Origin of the sequence: Lactobacillus panisapium, from assembly GCF_019469265.1 — a bacterium.
Classification (GTDB): domain Bacteria; phylum Bacillota; class Bacilli; order Lactobacillales; family Lactobacillaceae; genus Lactobacillus; species Lactobacillus panisapium.
Genome location: NZ_CP048268.1, coordinates 697,822 through 718,076 on the forward strand (window position 1 = coordinate 697,822; position 20,255 = coordinate 718,076).

Annotated in this window: 22 protein-coding genes; 14 read left to right on the plus strand and 8 right to left on the minus strand. The window is 37.3% G+C overall.

Features of this window, described 5'->3' with window-relative positions; translation table 11 throughout:
* Window positions 1-48: 48 nt before the first annotated feature.
* Window positions 49-333: a hypothetical protein gene (locus tag GYM71_RS03490; protein ID WP_220220933.1), complete on the minus strand. Its 285-nt coding sequence runs from the start codon at window positions 331-333 to the stop codon at window positions 49-51.
* 51 nt (window positions 334-384) lie between these two features.
* On the opposite strand from GYM71_RS03490, the gene GYM71_RS03495 reads away from it, so the two are divergent.
* Complete coding sequence (locus GYM71_RS03495) at window positions 385-1,362, plus strand: alpha/beta hydrolase (protein ID WP_419503950.1); 978 nt, start codon at window positions 385-387, stop codon at window positions 1,360-1,362.
* Between the two features lie 306 nt (window positions 1,363-1,668).
* On the opposite strand, the gene rlmD is transcribed toward GYM71_RS03495, so the two are convergent.
* Window positions 1,669-3,045, minus strand: a complete 1,377-nt coding sequence (rlmD, locus tag GYM71_RS03500; RefSeq protein WP_220220935.1) for a 23S rRNA (uracil(1939)-C(5))-methyltransferase RlmD — start codon at window positions 3,043-3,045, stop codon at window positions 1,669-1,671.
* Window positions 3,046-3,171: 126 nt separating this feature from the next.
* Here rlmD and recX point away from each other — a divergent pair, with 126 nt between their 5' ends.
* Both recX and GYM71_RS03510 read left to right on the plus strand, forming a co-directional pair.
* Window positions 3,172-3,987 carry a recombination regulator RecX gene (recX, locus tag GYM71_RS03505; protein WP_220220936.1) on the plus strand — a complete coding sequence of 272 codons (816 nt, stop codon included), beginning with the start codon at window positions 3,172-3,174 and terminating at the stop codon, window positions 3,985-3,987.
* Between the two features lie 8 nt (window positions 3,988-3,995).
* Complete coding sequence (locus tag GYM71_RS03510) at window positions 3,996-4,472, plus strand: hypothetical protein (protein WP_220220937.1); 477 nt, start codon at window positions 3,996-3,998, stop codon at window positions 4,470-4,472.
* A 3-nt stretch (window positions 4,473-4,475) separates the two neighbouring features.
* Here GYM71_RS03510 and GYM71_RS03515 read toward each other — a convergent pair whose 3' ends face one another.
* Window positions 4,476-4,937, minus strand: a complete 462-nt coding sequence (locus GYM71_RS03515) for a hypothetical protein (protein WP_103752071.1) — start codon at window positions 4,935-4,937, stop codon at window positions 4,476-4,478.
* 101 nt (window positions 4,938-5,038) lie between these two features.
* Between GYM71_RS03515 and GYM71_RS03520 the strand changes: the two genes are divergently transcribed.
* Together GYM71_RS03520 and GYM71_RS03525 are read left to right on the plus strand one after the other, a co-directional pair.
* A complete protein-coding gene (locus GYM71_RS03520) occupies window positions 5,039-5,908 on the plus strand; it encodes a hemolysin family protein (RefSeq protein WP_220220938.1) in 870 nt (289 codons plus the stop codon).
* Window positions 5,908-7,479: a peptide chain release factor 3 gene (locus GYM71_RS03525; protein ID WP_103752073.1), complete on the plus strand. Its 1,572-nt coding sequence runs from the start codon at window positions 5,908-5,910 to the stop codon at window positions 7,477-7,479. Before GYM71_RS03520 ends, GYM71_RS03525 begins: the two co-directional genes overlap by 1 nt.
* 30 nt (window positions 7,480-7,509) lie before the next feature.
* Here the strand turns inward: GYM71_RS03525 and GYM71_RS03530 are convergent, their stop codons facing one another.
* Window positions 7,510-7,791 carry a DUF1827 family protein gene (locus GYM71_RS03530; protein ID WP_103752074.1) on the minus strand — a complete coding sequence of 94 codons (282 nt, stop codon included), beginning with the start codon at window positions 7,789-7,791 and terminating at the stop codon, window positions 7,510-7,512.
* A gap of 122 nt (window positions 7,792-7,913) precedes the next feature.
* Window positions 7,914-10,118 (minus strand): ATP-dependent Clp protease ATP-binding subunit, encoded by a 2,205-nt coding sequence (locus tag GYM71_RS03535; protein WP_220220939.1) that lies wholly within the window; start codon window positions 10,116-10,118, stop codon window positions 7,914-7,916.
* Between the two features lie 168 nt (window positions 10,119-10,286).
* Here GYM71_RS03535 and GYM71_RS03540 point away from each other — a divergent pair, with 168 nt between their 5' ends.
* From GYM71_RS03540 to GYM71_RS03565, 6 genes are all read left to right on the plus strand, one after another.
* Window positions 10,287-10,469 (plus strand): hypothetical protein, encoded by a 183-nt coding sequence (locus GYM71_RS03540; RefSeq protein WP_220220940.1) that lies wholly within the window; start codon window positions 10,287-10,289, stop codon window positions 10,467-10,469.
* Between the two features lie 112 nt (window positions 10,470-10,581).
* Window positions 10,582-10,848 (plus strand): phosphocarrier protein HPr, encoded by a 267-nt coding sequence (locus GYM71_RS03545; protein ID WP_220220941.1) that lies wholly within the window; start codon window positions 10,582-10,584, stop codon window positions 10,846-10,848.
* Entirely contained in the window at window positions 10,848-12,581 is a 1,734-nt protein-coding gene (gene ptsP / locus GYM71_RS03550) for a phosphoenolpyruvate--protein phosphotransferase (protein WP_220220942.1), read from the plus strand. The genes GYM71_RS03545 and ptsP overlap by 1 nt, the downstream gene beginning before the upstream one ends.
* Before the next feature lie 206 nt (window positions 12,582-12,787).
* Complete coding sequence (gene spxA / locus GYM71_RS03555; protein ID WP_220220943.1) at window positions 12,788-13,186, plus strand: transcriptional regulator SpxA; 399 nt, start codon at window positions 12,788-12,790, stop codon at window positions 13,184-13,186.
* A gap of 108 nt (window positions 13,187-13,294) precedes the next feature.
* The gene (locus GYM71_RS03560) at window positions 13,295-14,008 is read left to right on the plus strand and encodes an adaptor protein MecA (protein ID WP_220220944.1); all 714 of its coding nucleotides are present in this window, start codon (window positions 13,295-13,297) and stop codon (window positions 14,006-14,008) included.
* Between the two features lie 74 nt (window positions 14,009-14,082).
* Window positions 14,083-14,931, plus strand: a complete 849-nt coding sequence (locus GYM71_RS03565) for a competence protein CoiA family protein (RefSeq protein ID WP_220220945.1) — start codon at window positions 14,083-14,085, stop codon at window positions 14,929-14,931.
* Here GYM71_RS03565 and GYM71_RS03570 read toward each other — a convergent pair.
* Together GYM71_RS03570 and GYM71_RS03575 are read right to left on the minus strand one after the other, a co-directional pair.
* On the minus strand, window positions 14,917-15,552 hold the full coding sequence (locus GYM71_RS03570) for a DsbA family protein (protein WP_220220946.1): 636 nt from the start codon (window positions 15,550-15,552) through the stop codon (window positions 14,917-14,919). The two genes, GYM71_RS03565 and GYM71_RS03570, sit on opposite strands and share 15 nt — an antisense overlap.
* Before the next feature lie 94 nt (window positions 15,553-15,646).
* Window positions 15,647-16,270, minus strand: coding sequence for a CYTH domain-containing protein (locus tag GYM71_RS03575; protein ID WP_220220947.1), 624 nt, complete (start codon window positions 16,268-16,270; stop codon window positions 15,647-15,649).
* A 505-nt stretch (window positions 16,271-16,775) separates the two neighbouring features.
* Here GYM71_RS03575 and yjbM point away from each other — a divergent pair.
* From yjbM to GYM71_RS03590, 3 genes are read left to right on the plus strand one after another with little or no spacing between them, the layout of a single operon-like run.
* The gene (yjbM, locus tag GYM71_RS03580; RefSeq protein WP_103752084.1) at window positions 16,776-17,405 is read left to right on the plus strand and encodes a GTP diphosphokinase; all 630 of its coding nucleotides are present in this window, start codon (window positions 16,776-16,778) and stop codon (window positions 17,403-17,405) included.
* On the plus strand, window positions 17,405-18,211 hold the full coding sequence (locus GYM71_RS03585; protein WP_220220948.1) for an NAD kinase: 807 nt from the start codon (window positions 17,405-17,407) through the stop codon (window positions 18,209-18,211). Before yjbM ends, GYM71_RS03585 begins: the two co-directional genes overlap by 1 nt.
* Complete coding sequence (locus GYM71_RS03590; protein ID WP_220220949.1) at window positions 18,198-19,091, plus strand: RluA family pseudouridine synthase; 894 nt, start codon at window positions 18,198-18,200, stop codon at window positions 19,089-19,091. The genes GYM71_RS03585 and GYM71_RS03590 overlap by 14 nt, the downstream gene beginning before the upstream one ends.
* A gap of 59 nt (window positions 19,092-19,150) precedes the next feature.
* Here the strand turns inward: GYM71_RS03590 and GYM71_RS03595 are convergent, their stop codons facing one another.
* Entirely contained in the window at window positions 19,151-20,185 is a 1,035-nt protein-coding gene (locus tag GYM71_RS03595) for a lactonase family protein (protein ID WP_220220950.1), read from the minus strand.
* Between the last annotated feature and the right edge of the window lie 70 nt (window positions 20,186-20,255).

The following is a 20,255-nucleotide window of genomic DNA, read 5'->3' on the forward strand; positions in this document are numbered from 1 at the left end:
CAGCAGTTGTCAAATAAAAACCGCCTTGCCACAAAAGCAAAGCGGTTTTTATGTCAGTTTAATTAAATTGTTTTCGGGAACAATTTGAATGCCGTAAACATTAATTCTTTCTTGCTGGTCAATGATATATAACGGAATATTGCGACCGTGAAGGTTTTTAACCAGTTTGGTCATTTTGGCTTTAGTCATCGGCTTTTGACCAGGATAAAGTAAGCATGCACTGCTTGAAATTTTAAGTTTTGCCAAGGGTTTGATTTGCTGATGAACTGTTAAAAAGATGTTGATTTGATCATTCAAATCATTGGTGAGTTGCAATAAATCTATTAATCTCATTATAGTCATTCCTATACAACTTAAAAGTGTTATACTATTGATATTAATTTTTTGAAAAAGGTGGCTTTATCGTTGAAACAATTAAAGCACAAAAAGCTTTTGCTTGCACTGATCGTTATCATTTTGCTAATTTGCATCGGATTTGTTAGTGCAGGATTTTATTTCTTTAAAGTGGCTTGTGTGCCTGGTCCCAAGAGCTTCTTAAGTTCTTCAAGTAGCAAACTGACTAAGTCGGATCCACTTTATCATGAAAAGAAATGGTTTAGAGATTCTACGAAACAAAAGTGGCATATTAAATCAGCAGATGGGCAGTACCAGTTAACGGCAAATTACCTTCCATGTCATAATTCTAACAAAACAGTAGTTGTTTTACCGGGTTATATGGATACAAAAGAAGATATGGGTGAGTATGATGCACTATTTCACAAAATGGGGTATAACACGTTAACGCCTGATCCACGTTCTCAGGGACAGAGCCAGGGAAAATATATCGGTTATGGCTGGCCTGAAAAGAATGATGTAAAAAAATGGATTGAATTTCTTTTACAGAAGAAAGGCCAACAACAGCAAATTGTTGTTTACGGTCTAAGTATGGGTGCTGCTACCGCGATGATGGTTAGCGGACTAAAGCTTCCGCACCAAGTAAAGGCTTTTGTCGAGGACTGTGGTTATACCAGCGTAAAGGATGAAATTGAGCACGAGGCAAAGGCTTTGTATAATATGCCAGCTTTTCCACGTTTTCCTTTAGTTGAAATCCTAAGCGGTATTAATAAAATGAAGGTTGGCTATTTTATGAAAGATGGTTCAAGCATCACTCAGCTCCACAAAAATCACCGGCCAATGCTATTTATTCACGGTGATCGAGATAAATTTGTTCCAACAGAAATGGTGTACCAAAATTATCGTGCGACAAGAGGTCCCAAGAAGTTATGGATAGCAGCGGATTCTGCTCATGCCAAGTCTTTTGCCAATCATCCCAAGGCATATCGTAAACATATTGAGAACTTTTTAACAAAGTACGTTAAATAACAGGCAAAAACTTTGCAAGCGTTTGCACAAACTGCTATGATGTAATTGTGGTTAGGGGTAATGACGTAAACAAGGTTTTATCTCCATAATTTGTATATTGTCAAAGTAAAGTAAAAAATATGTAATGATATAATTTAATTTTTCTATAGTTTGGAAAATTAGTGATTTTCAAAGATAAATGTTGGCTGCTCAGACCGCTATTAATATCAGTCATTATTTACCATTGTATCTACAACACAGTAATATGCCTCATCCACTAACAAAAATAGTTGTCGCATTGCGACAACTATTTTTTATTCGCTGATTTTAGCGCAAGGTTAATTTAACGACACATTCACAACGCGGAGTTTGTGGCAGCATATCAACATTTTCGATTAACCGCACGTTATAAGCTTCACTAAGTAAAACTAAATCCTGGGCTAAAGTTGAAGGATTACAAGAAATATACACAAACGTTTTAGGTTTAACCTTGAGTAAAGTCTTAATTAACCGTTTAGCCAGACCAGTTCTTGGCGGGTCGACGATTAAAGCATCAATTGGAACACCATTTTGCTCTAATTCAGGTAGTACCTTTTCGACACTTCCCTGAATATAATTAGCATTTTTTAGATGGTTCAATTCAACGTTATGATTGGCATCAGCAACCGCCTCGCCAATAGTTTCGATTCCGATAACTTGCTTAACTTGGTCTGCCGCTAATATTCCTAACGTGCCAACGCCACTATAGGCATCAATTAAAGTGTCTTCAGGAGTTAAGTCTAAAAACTTGAGGGCTTTTGAATAAAGGGTGGCAGTTTGAACCGGATTTAGCTGAAAGAAGGCGCGCGGCGAAAGAGCAAATTGTTTACCTAATATTTCATCAATAATTTGGTTTTTGCCGGCAAGTTTTTCAGTCTTATTACCCCAGACTTGCGGATTGCGCCAATCAGTCTCATTTTGGTAAACACTCACGACATTTGGTAATTTCATAATTTCACTGCTTAGTTCAAGCAAGTTTTTAATTTTATGACCAACAGTAATTAGTGTTACTTGAATTTCTTTAGTGGCTTGAGCTTGACGCACAACTATTGTTTTTAACCCATCAGTGTGGCGGTAAGGGTCTGCAATGGTAACATGCAAGCGCTCAGCTAATTCCTTAATTTGCCGTTCTGTTTTTTGCGTTGCCACGCTTTGAGTAGGCATAACTGGTAAGTCGTATAACTGGTGCGAGTTTGGCGCAAATAAACCCAATTTGGTTTTGCCGTGGTCGCGTTCAATTTGATATTGGGCCTTATTCCGGTAGTGCCAAGCATCAGGCGCTGGTATAGTCTTCTTAACCTTATACTTGCTAAAACCGCGGGGATGATATTTTTTTAGTGCTTCTAGCACGTTGTCACGTTTAAATTCGAGTTGCTTGTCGTAAGATAGGTGAGCCAATTCAAGTCCGCCGATTGCAGGATCAACCCTTTTAGGGTATGCTACTCGGTCGGGACTTTTTTCTTTAATTCGGACAAGCTCCGCTTCAATGTAGTGCGGGTATTCCTTGTTAATTTTGGCTACTACTACTTCTTCAGGTAAAGCACCAGGAATAAAAATAATTTTCTTACGGTAATAGCCAATTCCTTCACCGTTTATTCCTAAGCGTTTAATAGTAATGATAACGTCTTTTTCTTTAGTTTCTTTTTGGTTAAATTTTCGGTACATTCTTTTTCTTTCTACAATTAAAACGTTAAAATGATAACAATTTATTGTACTACCTAAGAAAAGTTTTTAGCAAGAATGAAAGAAATTTGCTAGCATGGACATAGACTAATAGAAAGGTGAACCAACATGCCAATAATTACTAAGGTTAGCAGCCAAAAACGTCCTGGACGCTATAACATTTTTTTGGATGGTAAATATGCATTTTCAGCCAGTGAGCAAACCGTTGCGGAATATGTGCTCTTAAAGGGGCAGGAACTAACTCCGGAAAAAATAGCAGAAGTTAAGCAATATGATGCAGATGCCAAGGCTACTAATTTAGCTTCACGGTATTTAAATTACGAGCCGCGAACGGTCTTTGAGGTTTTGCAATATTTACAGCAACATCAAATTGATGATGAACCTGCACAAAATGCAGTGGCTCAACTGACCGAAATGGGCTTTTTAGATGATCAAAAATATGTCGAATTAACCATCAGGCAAAATCTGCGCATAGGAACCGACGGCCCGCTGAGTTTAACGCAAAAACTGTTGAAAAAGGGAGTGGATCCCGAACTAATTCAGGTAGGGTTAGACGAAATTGCCGATGAAGAGTGGCAAGATGCAGGAATGCGAGTCTTAAAGTCAATGAAAAGCAAGGTGGGGAAGCTGGCTCAGCGCGAACTTGAGCGCAAAATGCGTACGAAACTTATGAGTCATGGTTTTTCTAGTGCATTGGCCGGGGAAATTATTGCCAGTCTTGATCTTGAACAAAATGATGAGGAACAATTAGAAGCGCTAAAAAAGCAAGGCGTGAAAGCTTATAAGCGCTTTCGTCGTTTACCAGAAAGTGAGCGTCAAGCAAAAATGCGGAATTATTTGTTTACACATGGCTTTTCTAGTAGTGAAATTGATGCCTTTTTAGCGGGAGAGATTATTCCGCTTGATGAATTAGCTGAATATTAGGAGTACTTATGCAAAAATTACAAGAAGAAATTACCTTTGTTGGCCGTCCTTTTTCTGATCAAATGATTGATGAGCAAAAGACATATAATAACTGCAACATCGAGCTTGAACAAGATCAGCAGTTTCAACAATTTTTAACGGATAATGAACTAACCAATCGTAGTAGCATGGTAGTTTTTGGACCAGAAAATTTCATGTACTGGTATGGCGTGCTCACATCAGAAGTAACTGAGCTGCCACAAGGATTAATGAAATTTACGCTCCCTAAGGCTCAGGTAGCGGTTGAGGAACGGGAACAGCAAAATCAATCCTTCTTTGCCCAGCCCTTAAACATGGTGATTCCGCAGTTTCTTCAAACTGTGCGCGAACAAGGAATTCAAACATATGAAAACCCTGGGGACAGTTTGACACCTTATTTTGTACAAAAGCTTGATTTAGAAACAAAAAAACTGACCCAGATGCTCTATTTGGAAGTCAGTCAGTAGATATTAATGCTGTTTAGGGTCGATTGACAGATTATCATATTCAACATAAGCGCCCAAGCAGGTTGATAATAGCATGATTAAAAAAACAATGCCCACGGATTTACCAACAATTTGGTCTAGGGTAAGAAAAGCACGCACGACGAAAGTGGCGGCAAAACAAAGAATAAAATCTAAGATAACGTTTGCCATTTGCAAAAGAGGGCGCCTTCTAATACTGAAGAAACGTAAAAGCTGCTTTAAAATACCATCATCAACTTCAACAGCTAATAGGTCAACTGGACGCTGGATTGTGGCTTTAATTGCAAACATAATTAAGGCGCCAACGAAAGCCCCAATAGAAGTTCTAAATAAGTCAGCTGAGTGCAGGACTAAAGCATTATAGCCAATTCCAATTATCGTGAGGCTGCACAAGTAGGGGATTAAAAGTAAAAAGGTAAAAACAAGTAAGACATGACTTTTTTTCATTAAATAAACCTCATTTCTTACGTGCTATTCTAACATATCATGTGAGTACATGATATAATGTTGATATTAAATTTGTTATTTAAAGAAAGAGAGAAATTAATATGGCTAGCGACCCTGACAAGGGGAATTTATTTAATTTGTTAAAAAATAAATTTTCCCCTGCAAGTGATGAAGAAACTAAAGAGCATTTAACAGCGGAAATTAAAAACTTACACGATAATCACAAAGTAAGCGATACAGAATTTTCAATGTTAAACAATGTTTTGGACTTCCAGGGACGAATGGTTCGTGAAGTCATGGTGCCACGAATCGATGCTTTTATGGTAGATTATGGTGACAGCTTGCAAGATAACCTCAAGGAAATCTTGCGCGAGCCTTATTCGCGGATTCCTGTCTATCAACAAGACAAGGATAAAATTATTGGCGTTATTCACATTAGAACTGTTTTACGCAAGGCCTGGGAAAAGGGCTTTGCCAATATTACTTACCAAGATGTAATGAATCCACCGCTCTTTGCGCCAGAAACAACAGACTTAAGTGAATTGTTAGTTGAAATGCAACAAACGCAGCAACAGTTGGCAATTTTAACAGATGAATATGGTGGTGTTGTTGGTATTGCCACAATTGAAGACTTAATTGAAGAGATTGTGGGCAATATTGATGATGAAGTTGATCATACGGAAGTTTTATCTGAAAAGATTGCACCTAATAAGTATGTAATTTATGGTAAAATGCCCCTTGATGACTTTAATGATCAATTTGGAACCGATCTAGAAATGGAAGACGTTGACACGATTGCTGGTTATATGATTACCAAGTTAGGAATTATCCCAGCTAAAGGTGAAAAACTGTCTGTCAAATTAGATAACGGAATGGTATTGACAACACGCAGAATGATGCGGTCAAGACTACTCACTGTCTTATTAACCATACCGGATAAAGGGCAAAAGGAAGAAGAGCAGAAAAATTAATGAGTGAACAACTAACGGATAAAGTTAATAAAAGAAGAACATTTGCTATCATTTCGCACCCTGATGCAGGGAAAACTACGATAACGGAGCAAATGCTTCTTTTTGGTGGTGTAATTCGCAGTGCTGGTACGGTTAAGGCACGTAAAACCGGTCATTATGCGACTAGTGACTGGATGGAAATTGAAAAGCAGCGTGGTATTTCGGTTACGAGTTCTGTTATGCAGTTCGAGTACGACGGTAAAAGAATTAATATTCTTGATACCCCAGGACACGAGGATTTTTCTGAAGACACGTACCGGACATTAATGGCGGTTGATTCTGCCGTAATGGTAATTGACTCTGCCAAGGGTATCGAACCGCAAACAAAGAAACTGTTCAAGGTCGTTAAACAGCGTGGCATTCCCATTTTTACATTTATGAATAAACTTGATCGTGATGGTCGGCCACCGCTAGATCTGATTGCTGAACTTGAAGACCTTCTTGGAATTGAAGGAGTGGCAATGAATTGGCCAATTGGTTCAGGTCAAACACTTCAAGGATTATATGACCTTGCAAACAATCAAGTTGAACTGTATCACAAAGATGGTCCAGATCGTTTTTTGCCTTTAGATCAAGATGGTAATCTTGCAGAAGATGAACCACTTAGTCAAAATCCGCAATTCCAGGATACGCTTGGAGAAGTTGAACTTATCAAAGAAGCAGGTAACACTTTTGACCTTGCTAAAATTATCAAAGGTGATCAAACCCCTGTCTTCTTTGGTTCAGCTTTAACCAATTTTGGGGTTGAAACTTTCCTTAAGAGCTTTGTAAAATTAGCTCCGGCTCCGCAAGAGCACGTTGTTAATGAAGATCAAACGCTTGCGCCAGATGACGAAGAATTTTCTGGTTTTGTTTTCAAAATTCAGGCTAATATGAATCCCAATCACCGGGATCGGATTGCTTTCATTAGAATTGGTAGCGGTGAATTTCAAAAGGGGCTTGATGTCACTTTAGCCAGAACGGGGAAGCCAATCCGGTTGAATAATGCAACTGAATTTATGTCAAGTGAACGTGTCCAAGTCTCTGATGCAGTGGCTGGTGATATCGTCGGCTTATACGATACTGGCAACTTTCAAATTGGAGATAGTATTTATGCTGGCAAGAATAAAATTGTCTATCCTCCTTTGCCAGAATTTACTCCCGAGCTTTTTGTGCGGGTAACTGCTAAGAACGTAATGAAACAAAAGTCATTCCACAAGGGAATGACACAATTGGTTCAAGAGGGGGCAATTCAGCTTTACCGTAATTATCAAACTGACGAGTACATTTTAGGTGCCGTTGGTCAATTGCAGTTTGAAGTATTCAAATTCAGAATGAAAAACGAATATAATTCCGAAGTGGAATTAAATAGTTTAGGCCACCGGGTTGCCCGTTGGATAGATCCAGACCAGCTAGATCCTGCCATGTCGAATAGCCGGAACTTATTGGTTAAAGATCGGTATGATCAACCACTATTCTTATTTGAAAATCAGTTTGCTGAACGCTTTTTCCAAGACAAGTATCCAGATGTAAAACTAACAGAAAAATTGTAAACAAAAAAGAGAGACATTCGTCTCTCTTTTTTACTTGTCAATATGAATTTCGATTAAGTGTTGACTTTTGTCGAAGGTTACCACGTACGAAGGATCTTGCTCTTTGATTAATCGCTTAATTACAAATTCTGCTTCTTCCTTACGTATACGACGATCGTGGTTCTCCAAGGCAATTCCGATCGCATCATTACTTTCGGTATAGATGACAGAAGTATTGCCTAATGAATAAACTTTGACATAATTAACATTAGTCGAATTCAATTGACTGTGAACTAGATCCTTATAACTATTGGTTACATCTATTAAATGCATGGATTTCACCCGTTTCTTCTAGTAGTTCTTAATTTAGTATAACGCTATTTTAAACAATTTTCTCTATTAAAAAATAATATTTATTGTAATTTATCCAAAACTACTAGCTTAAATTAAAGTAATTAATCTTCGTCTGTTGCGCTATGCACAGATTCGGCATTATCTTGTTCACTAATTGTGATTTGCTTATCTGAGACACTGGCCAAAAGATTTTTAGCAGCTGGGTGATCTAGCTTATAATCAGCGACTTTATCTTCGATTTCTTCTTGAATAATTCGCCGTAAAGGACGTGCACCCATAGCAGGATTGTATCCATCTTCAACTAATTTTTCTTTAGCATCATCGGTAACAGTAATTTGCATTCCTTGATTCTTAACCATACTGTTAACTTCATTTAGCATTAAGTTAACAATCTTGATTAAGTCTTCCTTAGATAATTCATTAAATTCAATGACATCATCTAGTCGGTTTAAAAATTCTGGTTTGAAGAATTGGCTCATTGAATTTCTAGCGGAGTCGGGATGTTCACTAGAATTTTCAGCAGCAAATCCGACACTGGTTTGTTTAATTCCTTGACCAGCATTAGACGTCATAATAATGATGGTATCTTTAAAGGAAACCGTCCGTCCTTGTGAATCAGTTAAACGGCCATCATCCAAAATTTGCAAGAATAAGTTCATCACTGAAGGATCGGCTTTTTCAATTTCGTCTAATAAAATTAAACTATAAGGATTGCGCCGAACTCGTTCTGTTAGTTGACCTGCTTCTTCATAACCAACATAGCCAGGTGCTGATCCAATTAATTTTGAAACTGAGTATGATTCCATATATTCCGACATATCAAAACGAATCATAGCGTCTTCTGAACCAAACATTTGCTTGGCGAGTTGCTTAGCAAGCTCAGTTTTACCTACACCCGTTGGACCAACAAAGAGAAATGAACCAATAGGGCGGCCGGACTTGTTAAAGCCAATCCGATTTCTGCGAATTGCGCGGGAAACCTTATCAACCGCCTTATCTTGACCAATTACATGTGCTTTTAGATTTGAAGCAAGATTTTGTAGTTGGCTTTCTTCTTGTTTTTGTAAGTCGCCAACAGGGATGCCTGTTTTTTCTTCGACAATTTTGTTCATGATCTTGCTAGTAATAATTGGTGACTTATCAGGATCGACTTTTTGATCTTTCATCTTATTGTATTTTTCGATTTGATCACGATAATAAGCAGCTTTTTCGTAGTCCTCATTTTTAAGAGAATCCTGCTTTAATTGCTGTGCAGCATCAATTCGTTCCTTCATTTTATCCTTATCAACATAAGGAATTGTCAAATTCATGCGAGAACCAGCTTCATCAAGTAAGTCGATAGCCTTGTCGGGCAAGAATCTATCTTGAATATAGCGCTCAGATAATTCAGCAGCAGCTTTGATTGCATCATCCGTGTAGTGAACATGGTGATAATCTTCGTAGCGCTTTTGAATTCCTTTTAAGATTTGAATAGTCTCCGCTACTGATGGTTCCTTAACATCAACGGGTTGGAACCGCCGAGCTAAAGCGGAATCTTTCTCAATTTCACGGTATTCTTTTAAGGTTGTTGCACCAACAAGCTGCAAGTCACCACGAGCCAGTGCGGGTTTAATAATATTTCCAGCGTCCATTCCACCTTCAGCATTACCAGCACCAACAATTTCATGAATCTCATCAATAAATAAAATGATGTCATCGTGATCTTGCAGTTCCTTGATAAGTTGCTGCATACGCTGTTCAAATTGGCCACGAATTCCGGTGCCTTGAACAAGTGAAACAACATTTAATGAAATGATTCGTTTATCTTGTAATTTGGCTGGCACTGAACCGTCCACAATTTGTTGGGCCAAGCCCTCTACGACAGCAGTCTTACCAACACCAGCCTCACCAATTAAGACCGGGTTATTTTTGGTTCTTCTGTTTAAAATTTCAATGACACGCGCAATTTCTTTATCGCGACCAATGACGGGATCAATTTTACCTTTTTTCGCTAATGCAGTTAAATCAGTACCGTATTGATCAAGTAGTGAGCGTCCATTTCCACCGTTATTTGGATTACCAGGATTACCTGGGTTCATTCCCGGATTGTTAGGATTGCCATTCATTCCGTTATTGCCGTTACTAAAGTTAAATAAATCGTTAAAATCGCCAAAGAAACCATTATTATCATTACTCATATTAATATTTCCTTGTTGTTGAAGTTCTTGATAGCATTGTTGACATAAATTAATTTCGCGGCTTTGCCCATTGACCTTTGCAAAAAGGTGAATTGAGGCAGGTCGCTTTTGACAGTTTTGACAAAGCATTATGTTATACCGCCTTTCTTTTCAATGATTAAATTATATAATTAGCACTCGCAATAATCAAGTGCTAAAACTTAAAACCTTTTCTGTCGACATAGTAAATATGCTAAAATAAGCCTTAGCAATTTTTTTGCTAAGGATGGAATATGTTTTATAGAAACGGTGGTAAAGTTGGATTATCAAGAAATTCTGGAGCAGTTAGCAAATGGTGAATTGGATCATTATGAAGTTAAACCTGAAGAAGCGTTTGATTTTCAAGCTGCTTTAAGATCTTTTGGTAAAAGACAGAATATAACTGGAAAAGCCTTGCGAGGAGGCAAAATAGTTTACACGCAATCAAAGTCTGAACTTTAATGATGTAAACTGTTACATTTATGTTGTCTAATTCACAAAAAAATGATAGTCTAATACAGGAATAGGTATTTACTACCGGTTTGATTTTTTCAATTCAAAGGAGATATTTATAATGGAAAAACGCGATTTTCATGTTATTGCAGAAACAGGTATTCATGCTCGTCCAGCAACTTTGTTAGTTCAAGCTGCTTCAAAGTTTGGTTCAGACATCAACCTTGAATACAATGGTAAGTCAGTTAACTTGAAGTCAATCATGGGTGTTATGTCACTTGGTGTTGGTAAGAATGCCGATGTTACTATTAGTGCTGATGGTGATGACGAAAAAGACGCAATTGCTGCTATTTCTGAAACAATGAAAAAAGAGGGTTTGGCTGAATAATGACCAAGACATTAAAAGGAATTGCTGCAAGTGATGGTATTGCTGTAGCACCAGCCTATCTCTTGGTTGAACCTGATCTTACTTATACAAAGACGACAATTAGCGACGTTGACAGTGAATTGGCTCGTTACAAAAAAGCAATTGAAGTTTCAACTGCAGAAGTTGAGCAAATTCGCGACAGCGCTAAAAAGAGCTTAGGTGAAGATGAAGCCCAAGTCTTTGAAGCACATTTGATGATTTTGAATGACCCTGAATTTACGGGTGCAATTGAAAATGAAATCAAGGAGCAAAAGATCAACAGCGAAGCTGCGTTAGATGAAACTGCTCAAAAATTTATTACAATTTTTGAAGGAATGACTGATAACGCATATATGCAACAACGTGCTGCAGATGTTCGTGATGTTTCTAAGCGAATTATGGCGCACTTGCTTAACAAGGAATTGCCTAATCCTGCTTCAATTGATCATGAAGTTATCGTTGTTGCACACGACTTAACTCCAAGTGATACTGCGCAATTAAACAAAAAGTTTGTCAAAGGTTTTGTAACCGATATTGGTGGTCGGACTGCTCACTCAGCAATCATGGCTCGTTCATTAGAATTACCTGCTGTTGTCGGGACTGATTCAATTACTAAGGACGTGACTAACGGTCAAAACTTAGTTGTTGATGGTTTGAACGGTGACGCTGTAATTGAACCAACTGATGAACAAGTAGCTGATTACAAGAAGAAGAGTGACGCTTTCTTAAAGCAAAAAGCTGAATGGGAAAAATTAAAGAATGAACCTTCAGTAACTGCTGACGGGAAGAAATTCACGATCGCTGCTAACATTGGTACTCCAAATGATATGGCTGGTGTAAATGCCAATGGTGCTGAAGCTGTTGGTTTATACAGAACAGAATTTTTGTACATGGATTCTAAAGATTTTCCAACTGAGGAAGATCAATTCGAAGCCTATAAAGAAGTTATCGAAGGGATGCATGGCAAGCAAGTCATTATCAGAACCATGGATATCGGTGGTGACAAGCACCTCGATTACTGGGACTTACCTGAAGAAATGAACCCATTCTTGGGCGTACGTGCAATTAGACTGTCATTGCAAAATGAGGAAATCTTCCGGACACAGTTACGTGCTTTATTGCGTGCATCAGCATTCGGTAAGCTCGGAATTATGTTCCCAATGATTGGTACTTTAGCTGAATTGCGTAAAGCTAAGTCAATTTTGGCTGAAGAAAAAGATAAATTAACTAAGAAGGGCGTAAAGGTTGGCGAAAATCTTGAAGTAGGAATGATGATCGAAGTTCCTGCTGCTGCAGTTTTAGCTGATCAATTTGCCAAGGAAGTTGATTTCTTCTCAATCGGTACTAATGATTTGATTCAATACACAATGGCTGCTGATCGTGGAAATGATAATGTTTCTTACCTGTATCAACCTGCCAATCCTTCAGTATTACGCTTAATTAAGCACACAATTGATGCTGCTCATGAAAATGGCATTTGGTGTGGCATGTGTGGTGAAGCCGCTGGCGACAACACAATGTTCCCAATCTTGCTTTCAATGGGACTTGATGAGTATTCAATGAGTGCTACTTCGATTCTGCGAATCAGAAGTTTAATGAAGAAACTTAACACTGAGGACATTAAGGAATTAGCTAATAAAGCTTGTTTTGTTTCAGAAACTGCTGAAGAAAACGAGAAATTAGTTGACGAATTAATGAAAAAAGTGAATAATTAACTATGAAGAATGAAAGGGACGCATTAATAAATATTAATGGGCCCTTTTCGTTTTCTTTACCTTTTCTTGAGGAAAAATTCACAGTTTATTCACTTTTACAAGGTAACATGGAATTATAGATAGTATTACAAATATTGCTTACAAAAAGGAAGTAATATGATATAATACGAGTATTGAAACAATGTGTTCAAAGGAGCGTGAATCACATGGTAAATTTATACATATCTCCAAGTTGTACCTCATGTCGTAAAGCCAAGGCTTGGCTAAGAAAGCATAATATTGATTTTAAGGAAAGAAATATATTTTCTGAACCTTTAACCAAAGAGGAACTTATTCAGATTTTACGGATGACTGAGAACGGTACAGAAGAAATTATTTCTACACGTTCCAGAGCATTTCAACAATTAAAAGTTAATTTAGATGACTTATCGATTGATCAGCTACTGGATTTAGTGGAAAAGAATCCAAGCCTTCTAAGACGACCAATTATTATGGATGACCGTCGTCTTCAAGTTGGATACAATGAAGATGAAATTAGACGGTTTTTGCCAAGAAAAGTACGGCGTCTTGAACTCGAAGAGATGCAAAAAATCGCTGACTTATAATAGGTTAAGCAGTGAAGAAAAAAGCGTTGGTTTTTTAAACTAACGCTTTTATTTTATTCGTAAAATACGCTACAATATAACAAAGGATCTGATGGAGGTGAAGAACTCATGCAAGTAGAACATATTAATGAAAATACTATCCGCGTGAGGATTAATAAAGCCGAGTTAGAAAAGCGCGGTTTAAAAGTTCTAGATTTGCTGGGCGATAAAGACAAGATCCAACAATTCTTTTATTCAATTTTGGATGAAATTGATACTGACCATTCGTTTAGTCAAGATGCTCCCGTTACTTTTCAGGTAATGCCGAATAATGGTGGCTTAGATTTATTAATTACTAAGACTACTGAAAAGGATCGTGACAAGCTATCTAAGCTGTTTGAAAACGACTTTGGTGATTTGAAAAAAAGCAAAATTACTGACTCACGGCGCTCATTTCTTGATTTAGAAGATGATGACGCAAATAGTGCTGACACAAACGATTCTAACAAGCCAAAAGTTAAAAAAGATTTTTGGAAGTTGCAGAAAAAACAAGCTTACAGTTTTAATGATTTTAATGAAGTAACGGAACTTGCAGATAGCTTATTAGCCAGTGATCTTTCTTCAAGCCTTTATTTTGAACGTGGGTTGTTTTATCTTGATTTAGCATTTACAGATGAAAATTACGTTGAAATTAAACCAGAAGATGCTTGGATTATTGCTAACGAATACGGTACAAAAGTAAAAGCGACTGATATGGCTCGGGTTAGAACAACGGGTAAGTGTTTAATTGAACGTGATGCCCTTGGACAGTTACGTCATTATTTTAGCCATTTGAAGCACTAATAATTTATTTGAATAAAAAGTAAAAGGCAAGTGAATCTTGCCTTTTTTTGCGTACTTAATAATGGGTGAAAATTATGTATGCAGCTTTTTGGAATAATAAATTAGTGACCGCAATTGATGAAGCAGAAAAAGTGAAAAATGCACTAGTTAAAAAGAAGAAAAATCATTATTTTTGTCCGCATTGCTCTCAAGAAGTGCAGTTAGTGGTAAAGGCTGGTACTGCTTATTTTAGGCATCAACCAGGAGAGGTTAATTTGGCTGGAGAAAAAGATGAGCATGCACGAAGTAAGAACCTACTAAAAATTGCTCTTATGCAGGCAAAATTCAGTGCGCAAACAGAGGTAACTTTGGCTTCTGGTCAACTAAGGGCAGACGTTTTAGCAAGTCCCAGGTTGGCATTTGAAGTCCAATGTGCGCCTTTAAGCGAAGCAGAATTTAATCATCGCCATCTCTTATACAGGCAAAATGGAATTAAAGATATTTGGCTAGTAGGCAAACGGCATTATTTAACGCGAGAAATAAAAAAGTCACAACTTATTTTCTTTCGTGAAAATAAGTTGTGGCATAATTATTATTTTGAAATTAACCCTTATCAAAAAATTTTACGGTTAAAGTTTAACGTCCAACGTGAGCCTTTAACTAACCTTATCCAGTATCAGTCAACGAATTTTGCTTTAAGTAAAAGTGGACTACGGCAATTGTGGCACTTTCAGCCACAATTAATCACTTATAACGTTAACCCGCGAGCACAAAAAAGCTACTTGCAAACACAAATAATGCAAAAAAGCACTAAAGGCTTGCGCATTGCTGCTCAACTTTACCAAAATCACCTGACAATTGATGATCTGCCTAATTGGGTTTATGAACGATTCAGACCAGTAAAGTCACCCGACAACATCACATTATTCTTACATCAAGCGTAAATGTCGTGTTGGATAATAGCTATTTTCTTCTTTTGGTTCGTCAGGAATTTGATTACAAGCACTATTTTTGAAAAGTGCAATTAACTTATCATGAGCTACAATTCCTTCAAGTAAAATTCCGTTATAATTACCACTTTCATTAAAAATAATTGTTGTTGGTATATTCTTAACGTTAAATTTGCGGGCAAGATCTTTGTCTTGCTGAATGGAATCGTCAACGTATTTACTTATTTTAGAACTATTAATGCGATTAAAATCTAACCCTAAATCTAATGCTACCTGTTCAGGTAAATCCTGTGAGTAAACATTAAAATCGCCACTAACAGCTTTTTGTAAGCTAACTAAATAGCAACGTGCTTTTCTATTACCATATTCGAATTTAATTGCATGGTAATTACGTAATGCTTGATAAGAAGCCATTGTGTATTCCGGAATATCATTTATAATTTGTCCGCTAGTTTTTCTTCTAATGATGTCTTCTTTAATGACTTTCGAATTCGTAACGGGAATAAAATGAAAGCAGGAATTTATGTTGAGTTCGTCAATTGCGTCCTTGATTAATACTTCCGTATCATAACAATATAAACCAATGGGATTGACAAAAAGAAATATCTCAAACATGATCAGGCTCCTCCATAACTTGATTAATCTTGATTATTTAATTAAATATAACTCTACCAAATATCTATCCTATAACCAAAAAATATACTTTCACTTACATTTTACCACGATGTTTGAAAGCGCGTGCAATTTTTGCTTGGTTTGTATTAGAAAAGTTTTGCACGATATGATACTTATCTTTTAATTTTGCTAGAACCGCTTTAATTAGCTCAGGATCAGGATTTTCAATTTCTAATTCATAATCCTGATAACCGTCAGGGTATTGGCTTTTGTCAAAAGTTAACTCGCAATCTTGCGGACCAACTGCCAAAATTCGCTTGGTCTTACTGTATGTTTGCAGGTGTAATTGACTAGCAGCAGCGAAATGACTTTGTAAAAAGTGACCGACATTTCCACTGAAAGAAATTTCTTGCCGCTGAGCACTTTGCTTTATAAGATTTTGGGCTTGTTCAAGTGGCAGTGAATCATTAATTTCTGTTGCCTCATGAAATTTTTGTTGGACTGGGTTTTGGTGCGGAACTTTGAGTGTCTGTTCCGCACTATTATCAAAGAGCCGGATCCGGCAGCTGATATTATTATCCTTTAGTAAGCCATTGTTTGTGTCAAAGTAATAATTTTCCTGGGTAAAGCAGGTTTTGATATTAAAATCACCACATAGTTGTTGGTAAACTTGTTCAGGCAAAATTATTTTAGCTTCGATTTCATTATTTTTTGACATCCGACTATCCTTTTCTTTTCATAAATATTGATCAAGGCTTGATTTTACGTTAAAACGTAATTTAGCTTTAACAAAAGATAGGCCCTCATCAAAAAGGTGCATTTTCATGTATCTATTATCAGATTTGAAAAAGTACAGGCGTGTTAAGCATCGTTTAGCTCAGCTTGCATTGTCAAAAACACGTAGTCTGTTTACTCTTATTATAATGCATCAATGCTTACCATTTTGTACCTTTTTTACTTTAATAGTCAAAAAATTGGTTTGAAAAATAATAAAAAGGGACGATTAGGACTAATTTTTTGACACAGATTAATAAATTTATCATAATTTTAGATTATCGTTTATGTCGCGTTGCCTTAGTAGCAAAAAAAACAAAGAATACTGCAATCAAGGCATTTTGGTAAAAGCAAATACTTAACTTTTACATAATTAGCTTGTCTGAATGAAATTGCTATCATTTGTTTTATGTTAAAATGAATGTGCTGTAGAGAAAGGAATTATTTCTATGAATATTGACTGGGATAATTTTTTGTGGCCTTATAACGAGGCTGTTCGTGAATTAAAAGTAAAGTTTCGGTCCTTGCGTCAGAGTTTTTTGACTAAGGGTGAACACTCGCCAATTGAATTTGTGGTTGGACGAGTAAAAACAGTAGATTCAATCAAAGAAAAAATGGAACGTCGTGTGATCAGTCCCGATGTAATTGAGACTGATATGCAGGACATTGCTGGCATTAGAATTGTTTGTCAATTTGTTGATGATATCTATAAAGTAGTTGATTTGATCCATGATCGAGATGACATGGAAGTCTTAGAAGAACGTGATTATGTTAAAAATGCTAAACCTTCAGGCTATCGCTCTTATCACATGGTTATTTCCTACACCGTTTATTTACCCGAAGGATCAAAAAAATTATTAGCAGAAATCCAAATTAGAACTTTAGCAATGAACTTTTGGGCAACCGTTGAACACACCCTAAATTATAAATACCAGGGTTCCTACCCAGAAGACATTTCTAAAAGATTAAAGTCAACTGCAGAAACGGCTTATAAACTTGACGAGGAAATGTCCTTGATTAAAGATGAAGTTCAGGAAGCCCAAAAGATTTTTACCAAAAATAAAGGTAAGGAAAAATAATGAGGATTACAATTGCTCATAATAATAATGCAGAAACGCTTAAGGTTGTGGCGCATTTAAAAAATGCCCTCGAAGTAAAGGAGGGCGTTGTTTTTGATGCTAAATATCCTGATGTTGTAATAACAGTCGGGGGTGATGGTACTCTAATCAATGCTTTCCATCGGTATGAAAATCAAATCAGTTCAATTCGATTTATTGGCATTCATACTGGTCATCTAGGTTTTTATACTGATTGGCAAGCTCAAGACGTTGATAAAATGGTCGATGCCCTTTTTTTGCGTGAACCGGAATCTGCCAAATATCCACTTCTTGAGGTTGAATTAGTCACGGAGGCTAATGAGAAAAAGCATTATTTAGCTCTTAATGAATCTGCGGTTAAGCGTATTTCACATACATTAGAAGCTAATGTTTATATTGATGGGCAGCTGTTTGAAAATTTTCGTGGGGATGGACTTTGCATTTCCACGCCAACTGGTTCCACGGCTTATAATAAATCGCTTGGTGGGGCGGTGATTCATCCTCGGCTCAAGGCTTTGCAGATGGCGGAAATCGCTTCAATCAATAATCGTGTTTTTCGAACGCTTTCTTCACCAATTGTAATTGCCCCCGACCAGTGGATCACAATTGTTCCTAATTCGGCCCATTTTGTAATGACAGTTGACGGAAGCAAGTTGGACCTGCATAATGCTAAGAAGATTAATTATCGTATTTCCAACAAAGAAATTCGCTTTGACCGCTTCGGTCATACTCATTTCTGGTCACGTGTTCAAAGTGCCTTTATAGGTGGTAAAGATGACTTTATTTAAATTGACTGTACAAACAAAGGCTCCCAAACAATTAGGAGCTTTTTTAATGAAAAACGGGTTTTCCAAAAAAGCGGTAACCGATGCTAAAAACAATGGTGGTTTAATTCTAGTTAATCATAAACGGCGCTATACCAATTTTGTACTTCATCCACAAGATGAAGTTATTTTTGTCCCCGGCAAAGAAAAGGTCAATCCTTGGCTGCAGCCATCCTATCAGCCCATTGATATTGTCCAAGAAACTAACGATTATTTAGCTATTAATAAGCCGGCCGGCGTGCTTTCAATTCCTTCACGTTATGATGATAATGCATTAGTAAACCGTGTGCTAGGTTACTTTGACCGGCAAAAAATCCAAGGAAGTAAGCCTCATGTGATTACCCGATTAGATCGCGATACATCGGGAATTGTATTAATGGGCAAGAATGCCATTGCTCATGCGCGTTTTAGCAAGCTCAGTAAAGATGATTTTGTTAAAAAATATCACGCACTTGTTCACGGTAATTTTAAAGCCGATGAAATGTGTGGCATTATTAGGCAACCAATCGGCAGTACTAAAGAAACGGTCAAGCGTTTTATCGACCCTAACGGTAAAAAAGCTGTCACGGCCTACCAGGTTCTTAAGCAAGCTCCTGGAATAAGTTTGGTTGAGTTACGGCTATATACCGGTCGAACACATCAGATTCGGCTTCACATGCAGTCTTTGGGTCATCCTTTATTTGGTGATCCGCTATACGGTATTAAGGATGAGTTTAATCGGCAAGCACTCAATTGCTTTTACGTCTCTTTTCCTGATCCCTTTAGGGCAAATAAACGTGTGCAAATCAGAGTTCCTGATCCGCCGGATATGCAGCAATTATGGCAAAAGAAGCAAAAAGCATAATAATTAAGGCATAATAAAAAGAGTTGCATCAGCAACTCTTTTTTAGTAGCTTGATTTAGTTATTCACTGAATAGAACCCTCGTCCCTTCAGGTACATAGATATCTTTTTGAATTGGGGTTAAGCACCCATCTTTGGCATTACGCTTATACAAAGTTGCGTTGTCGGAGTTTTGGTTAGTGGCAACAACAAACTGTTCACTTTCATCCCAGTTAAAGTCTCTCGGAAATTCGCCAAAAGTCGATACCCGTTGACGTAATTGGAGTGTATGATCATCCTTAACTGCAAAAACAGTAATTGAATCATGACCACGATTAGAAACATAAATAAATTTACCATCGTGGCTAATTTTAATTGCGGCAGCACCATTGTGATCGGTAAAGTCGTCAGGAATAGTTGAATAAGTGGCAATACTTGTAAATGTCCAATCACTCTCAGAAAATTTAACAACGTTAACTTTACTTGAAAGCTCACCGACAACGTAAAAGTAATTACCATCAGGGCTGAAAACGATATGTCTGGTTCCGAAGCCGGGCTCATTTTGGTACTTGGCTAAGTGTTCCAGATGATTGTCTTGGAGACGGTAAAAGTCGACGCAATCATTACCTAAATCACAGCTAACCAGGTTTTTCTTCGGTGTTTGGTCAAAAAAGTGGGGGTGTGGTCCGTCTGCTTGTTCTGGCTTTGGGCCAAGAGTGTCGGCAGTGTGGGTAACGGAATCAATTAAGCTCAATTTGCCTTCGTCAGTATATGAAAAAACAGCTAAGACAGCGGTGTGATAATTGGCTGTATAGAGCAATTTATCTTTGCGATTAATGCCAATATAAGCTGGTGATGATCCAGGTGTTAAGTTTGAATCCTTTTCTTGATATGCGCCGTTAACTAATTGGAAAGCGCTAATGCCGCCTTTATCACCCGCATTATTAATTGTAAAAATTAAATCGCCATCCTGAACAAAATAAGTAGGGCCGCCGACCTTGATAACTTCTCTAGCGTCTCCAAGCTCGACTTCTAATCCTTTTTTAGAATTGTACAGTGGCAATTCATAAATACCAGTAGCTTTCTTTTTAGTATAGCCACCAATTAATAGCTTCATTTATTAAGCCTCCATCTCAAATTTTGTTTTTATTATATAATAAGATTAGTATAGCATGACATTTATTTGT